Raw genomic sequence first — 5,997 nt, 5'->3', positions numbered from 1 at the left:
AATAGGCCAGCTATTGACGCGTAAATTCGCCTTGTTTTCACTGAAAACCTCTGGCTAGAGAAAATAAAATTAAATATAACGATGATTCAATATGTTAGTAAATCTCTTAACCAGAGTTCAGGTTAGTTAATGAAGATGTATGAAATTGCCTACACTTAAGCATCTGAAATCATATCAAAAGTAAGTCGTGATTGTGCTTGTATAATTAAATTTAAAAAATAATAAAAAAACATTAACCGCTGGTTATTTTTACGCATACAATGCGAAAAAAGCGGATGAGTTTGCATATTTTTTCAATATTTTATGCCCTCTACGTTACACTAATAGCAATACATACTAATAAGTGACTATTTATTAATATAACCTACTAAACTTTAAGGCTTAAGATGATTGAGTATCCGGTTGATAAACTACCCCAACTCATAAATGACTTATTACAGTGCGACACCACAGAGCGCAAAAATAAGTTATTAATAGACGCACAATTAACATTATCAACTGAGCATTTATCATTGCTTTTTGAAGCAATACCTAAAGAGCAGCGCCTTGAAATTTGGCAGTTGTTAGATGAAGACACGCAACACGAAATATTTGTTAATTTAAGCGATGACAGCACCTTATGGTTACTGCAAACTTTAGATGATAGCGACGGTTTTAAACTATTAGACGAAGTTAATGTAGAAGAGCTGCTTGAGCTTGAAGAAGTAATTCCTGAGCGATTTGTTGAGTATGCAAAAAAACAACTCGATGAAGCACAAACAAAGCAATATGAATTAGCGCAACAATACCCTTCTGAGCAAATAGGTCACTGGTTAGGTTTTGACTTTTTAAAAGTGTCTGAAAAGTTAACCGCGGGAGGCGCTAAAAAGTTACTCCATAAAGGGTTGCCGCAGTTCACAGAGGTTATTTATTTAGTGAGCCGTAAGGGCAGTTTAATTGGTGAAGTGGCAATTAATGATTTAATAAAAGCCAATGACAACGACAGTTTAATTACTTTAGCAAACCATGACTATGTATCGCTGCATGCAGATGATGATTTATACGAAGCTGCGGAAGTGGTTATTCATAGCGAAAAAATGGCAATGCCGGTTGTTAATGTTGATAACAAATTACTGGGCCGCTTAACCATTGCTTCAGCGTATGAGTTACGCCAAGAAATAACCGACGAGGCTGCCGCTAAAGCGGGTGGTCTGCGTGAAGACGAAGATTTATTTGCGAGTGTGCGAAAAAGTGCTAAAAACCGAGGTATTTGGTTGGGTATAAATTTGGCGACTGCATTTTTAGCCTCGTGGTTTATTGGCCTGTTTGGTGCAACTATAGAGCAAGTAGTGGCTTTAGCGGTATTAATGCCAATAGTGGCCTCTATGGGCGGAATTGCCGGGAGTCAAACGCTCACCGTTATTGTACGTGGCTTGGCACTTGGCCAGGTAACCGACTCTAACCGCGCAGCGCTACTTAAAAAAGAGCTAAGAGTGGGCGCGGTAAATGGTTTTGTATGGGCTTTTGTTATTGGCGCATTGACCTTTTTGTGGTTTAACGACGTTATGCTAAGTATTACTATTACCGTGGCTATTTTGCTTAACTTAGTTGCAGCATCGTTAGCCGGTGTAGTGATCCCTTCTATTTTAGATAAAATGAAAATAGATCCTGCGCTTTCGGGCTCAGTTATTTTAACTACAGTAACCGATATAGTTGGTTTTGTTACCTTTTTAGGTTTAGGTAGTTTGCTACTGTTATAGTGCCTTGTATCGCAAGGAACGCGTAAATAAATAGGAAAAACAATGACTTTTGATGTCATGATTTGGTGTGCTATTGCACTGTGTATTTCGCAGTCAGCAATATTTTCGGGTTTAAACTTGGCGTTTTTTTCGCTAAGTAGATTACAACTCGAAATGGAAAGCAGTAAAGGTAACGCCGCTGCGATAAAAGTAATGGCACTGCGTAACGATTCAAACTTTTTACTCTCGACTATTTTGTGGGGAAACGTAGGTATTAACGTACTGCTGACCTTACTTTCTGACTCGGTATTAATGGGTGCAAGTTCTTTTTTATTCTCAACTATTGCTATTACTATTATTGGCGAAATTACACCACAGGCGTATTTTTCACGTAATGCGTTAAAAATGGCCAGCATGTTGTCGCCGTTAATTAAGTTTTATCAATTACTGTTTTATGTCGTTGCTAAGCCTACAGGGCTAATACTCGATGCTTGGTTAGGCAAAGAAGGTATTACCTACTTTGCAGAGAGTGAGCTCAGAGGCATTATTCGTAAGCACATAGAAGCTGAAGAAGCCGATGTACAGCACGTAGAAGGTATTGGTGCACTTAACTTTTTTAGTTTAGATGAAATTAGTGTTACTCAAGAAGGCGAAGTGATAGATCCCGACTCAATCATAGCGTTACCAACCAAGCTTGATTTACCAATATTTCCTGAACTAACACTCAGTGCCGATAATGAATTTTTACGCAAACTGCACAAGTCTGGTTACAACTGGGTAATTATTACTAATCAGGCCGGTTATCCTTTGTTAGTGGTTGATGCGGATGGCTTTTTACGCGCAGCTTTGTTTGAGCCAGACACATTTGATCCGTACCACTTTTGCCACAGACCAATAATAGTGATCGATGAAAGTATGCGCTTAAGTGACGTTATTTTAAAAATTCGCGCCAGTCATTCATTAGACAAGTCATTCGATGGGGCAATTGAGCACGATGTAGTACTGGTATGGGGCGATGAAAAACGCATTATTACTGGGGCTGATATTTTTGGCCGATTACTAAAAGGTATGAGTGCGCCTAAACTTGAATTAAACCCCAGTATAGATCAACCTAAACCGCTTTAAACGGTTTAGGTTTATAAATTAATCACTTTTAATAATACTAACAATGCGCTGCGGTAAAGGTATTTCAATATTCGCTTTATTCATAGCGCTATAAACCCCACCATTAATAGCCAACTTGGTTTCGATTATTTTAGTGGTTGGTACCCAGTAGCGGTAGCTAATAGTTACGCCATTGTCGGCAAAGCGTTCTATACCAATTTGTGCATTGGGCACTTTAGCCACAAGCTCATGGCCATTCACAACATCTTCAATTAGTTTAACTGCGGTATTTGAGCACGCGCTGTAAGCAATGGTAATTTCGCCTTTTACCAATGAAAACTTAAACGAGTTATGGAGTATTTCACCGAGAATATGCTTATTGGGTATGGTTATTTCTACCTTTTCTTCGTCAATAAGTACTGTATGCCCCAGCTCTATTATTTTAACTTGCCCGCTGACATTTTTAACCTCTATAGTGTCGCCAACCACAAAAGGACGAGTGGCAATAATAGCAAGGCCAGCACCATAATTAGACAACATACCTTGCATTGCCAAACCCGCACCAAGCGACGCAGCACCAATAGCGGCCACGAAAGGGGTAACACTAATGCCTATTTTGCCCAGCGCAATAATAATGACAATTATTATGAGCAACACTTTAACTAGGTTACTCACAAAGTTAGTTAACGTGACGTCAATATTATGGCGAGCCATTAAATTAGCCACTACGTTGGCAAGCTTTTGCGCAACCCATAAGCCAATTAAGAGTATGAAAATAGCACCTACAATTTGCATGCTATAGGTAACTAAATACTCGGTAAGCATGGCGTAGTATTTTTCAAACTGTTCTATTTCTGGGCTGATCATATATGCTCTTAAGATGGCTGTTAAATATTTTTGCTAACTATAGCAAAGTGTTGACTAAGATTGGATATAAAAACGGTACTATTACAGCCGTTAAAAGCGCACTTAATGCCATGGCAACCGATGAAAATGCACCTATTTTAGGATGCTCAACCAATGCTGCTGCGGTGCCAATAGCGTGACAGGCAGTACCCATGGCAACGCCTTGCGCTTCATGGTTATAAATTTTAATTAGTTTAAAAAGTACAAAGCCAAATAAAGCACCCAATAAACCAATAAAAATAACCAAGGCAGCAGCGAGCGAGTCAATACCGCCTAATGACTCGGTTACAATTAGCGTTATAGGAGTTGTTACACTCAATGCTGCAACTGAGGCGCTAAGTTGTGTGGGTACAGCAAATATCATGCTGAGTAAAAAAGCCACTACAGTGGCGTTAATAATCCCTAAACTACAAGTGGTTACAATTAAGAGTAAGTTTTTACGTACATGAACAAACTGCTGATATAAAGGTAATGCTAGTGCCACAATAGCGGGCTCTAACAGCCAACTTAGTAATTGGCTGTGGCTAGCAAATTTAGTGTAAGGCAAGTTTAAATTAACCAAGAGTAAAGCAATAATAGCTATACTTAAAAATACAGGGTTAGTAAGTGATTTTAAAATAACATGCTTAACCCGCTGGTTAAGTAGCCTTAATAATAAAAACAGCGCAATAATAAACGGTACGCTAAGCCACCATAAATCTGGAGTTAGTTGTGTTGTTAGCGATTTTAGTTGCTCAGTCATTATTTACGCGTCCTTTAAAGTAGGCAATAACACTACTCACTAACAATAAGGTACTAATAGGGACTAGCAATACAATGGCAACTAAAAAAGGCCAATGCGACTTTATTAAGCCAAGGTGCTCAATAAAGCCAACCCCCGCAGGAATAAAAAAGATGGGCATAATATTTAAAATAGGTGAAGCGCAGGGCTTTAATTGATGCTCTTTTACTATGCCAGTTAACAGTAGCAGCAATAAAATAACCATTGCTAGTAAAGGCGCAGGAAAACTGCCGCCAATACTGTGCATAATGAATTTAGCCGCCGCTAAGCAGAGTAAAATAATTGCGCTACTTAACACATATTTCATTAGAGAACTCATTGGAAAGTCAGGAATTTAACTTTAACAAATCCCTGTTATTTATGCATGCATCATCTTACCAGCGTTTAGGGTTGGCATAATGAATATCGGTTTTACCCTTTGCTTTAGCAATTGCCTTTTTGGTATTTGGGCTAAGTAATAATCTAATTTGGCTAAAGGTTTCTTTGGCGAGTATGTTGCGTTGCTGAGTTTTATAGCTTTGCTGGGTAACGCGCTTAATTGCCGCCAGAGTGTCGGGCGAGCGGGCTAATAGTATTTCCAACATTTTTTGTGTGGCAGCCTCGGTGTCATCAGTTACTTGAGTGACCAAGCCAAGCTCTTTTGCTTGTAGTGCACTTATTGGATCAGCATGGCTGGCAAGCCATAGTGCTTGGTCGCGTTTTACTAAACCGCTCATTACAACATTAGCCCCCATATCTGGGCATAACCCCCAACGCGCTTCCATAATGGCAAATTGGGCATCGTGGTGCACTATTCTATAGTCAGCGCCGAGTGCAATTTGCAATCCACCGCCAAGGCAGTTGCCATTAATTTGGGCAATAACCGGCACGCTAAGCGATTGCCAACCCAATACTACCCGCTGGGCTAAATTTTTATTGCCAGGTAACCATTTAAATAATAATTTAATAATATTAAGCGGCGACGCCATAACTGCGGCTATATCTAACCCCGCGCAAAAGTGATCGCCATCGCCTTTTAAAACTACGGCGCGGATGCTGCGATCTTTTTTAAGCTTTTTTATTATTTTATTAAGCTCAACAAACATAGCAAAGCTTAAAGCATTTTGTTTTTGAGCTCTGCTTAGTGTGACAATTGCAATGCCTTGTTGTTTTTCTAATTTTATCATTTTGCACTCCTCTGACCTGTTGCCTGAGCTTATGATGTTATTTAAGTTAAGTAAAGTGAGCGTGGTTGATTAGGGTCTGTTTATCTTTCAAGGTTAAATTTGCAGCAGTGTGTTTGGTATTTAGGCAAGGCAGAGCCTATGTGGTGTGGTTATTCCCCATAAATAGGCGATAACGTAGCATCAATGCCAAACATGCGCTGCCCGAAGGGTTCTGCCTAGGGGCGATTGACTCTTTGTTGCCTACATGGATGTAGGTAAGGGGCGTGAGCAGGACGCGGAAGCTTTGCTCGGTTTTTACTTAGCCCACTAGGTTACAAACCTC

Annotated in this window: 6 protein-coding genes; 2 read left to right on the top strand and 4 right to left on the bottom strand. The window is 39.6% G+C overall.

Annotation, left to right across the window (positions count from 1 at the left end; all coding sequences use genetic code 11):
* Positions 1 to 386: 386 nt before the first annotated feature.
* Both H5058_RS17820 and H5058_RS17815 read left to right on the top strand, forming a co-directional pair.
* On the top strand, positions 387 to 1,739 hold the full coding sequence (locus H5058_RS17820; RefSeq protein WP_011327408.1) for a magnesium transporter: 1,353 nt from the start codon (positions 387 to 389) through the stop codon (positions 1,737 to 1,739).
* A 42-nt stretch (positions 1,740 to 1,781) separates the two neighbouring features.
* The gene (locus H5058_RS17815; protein WP_182679319.1) at positions 1,782 to 2,843 is read left to right on the top strand and encodes a DUF21 domain-containing protein; all 1,062 of its coding nucleotides are present in this window, start codon (positions 1,782 to 1,784) and stop codon (positions 2,841 to 2,843) included.
* An 18-nt stretch (positions 2,844 to 2,861) separates the two neighbouring features.
* On the opposite strand, the gene H5058_RS17810 is transcribed toward H5058_RS17815, so the two are convergent.
* The 4 genes from H5058_RS17810 to H5058_RS17795 all read right to left on the bottom strand — a co-directional run bounded on the left by H5058_RS17810 (position 2,862) and on the right by H5058_RS17795 (position 5,675).
* Positions 2,862 to 3,689 carry a mechanosensitive ion channel family protein gene (locus tag H5058_RS17810; RefSeq protein WP_011327410.1) on the bottom strand — a complete coding sequence of 276 codons (828 nt, stop codon included), beginning with the start codon at positions 3,687 to 3,689 and terminating at the stop codon, positions 2,862 to 2,864.
* 37 nt (positions 3,690 to 3,726) lie between these two features.
* A complete protein-coding gene (locus H5058_RS17805) occupies positions 3,727 to 4,470 on the bottom strand; it encodes an LrgB family protein (protein ID WP_086995023.1) in 744 nt (247 codons plus the stop codon).
* Positions 4,463 to 4,816 (bottom strand): CidA/LrgA family protein, encoded by a 354-nt coding sequence (locus H5058_RS17800; RefSeq protein WP_011327412.1) that lies wholly within the window; start codon positions 4,814 to 4,816, stop codon positions 4,463 to 4,465. The genes H5058_RS17805 and H5058_RS17800 overlap by 8 nt, the downstream gene beginning before the upstream one ends.
* A gap of 67 nt (positions 4,817 to 4,883) precedes the next feature.
* Positions 4,884 to 5,675, bottom strand: a complete 792-nt coding sequence (locus H5058_RS17795; RefSeq protein WP_089367841.1) for a crotonase/enoyl-CoA hydratase family protein — start codon at positions 5,673 to 5,675, stop codon at positions 4,884 to 4,886.
* Between the last annotated feature and the right edge of the window lie 322 nt (positions 5,676 to 5,997).

The organism is Pseudoalteromonas sp. SR45-4 (assembly GCF_014163535.1).
GTDB classification, from domain to species: domain Bacteria; phylum Pseudomonadota; class Gammaproteobacteria; order Enterobacterales; family Alteromonadaceae; genus Pseudoalteromonas; species Pseudoalteromonas nigrifaciens.
The sequence above is the reverse complement of the archived record's forward strand: the minus strand, read 5'-3'. Positions and strand labels throughout refer to the sequence as shown.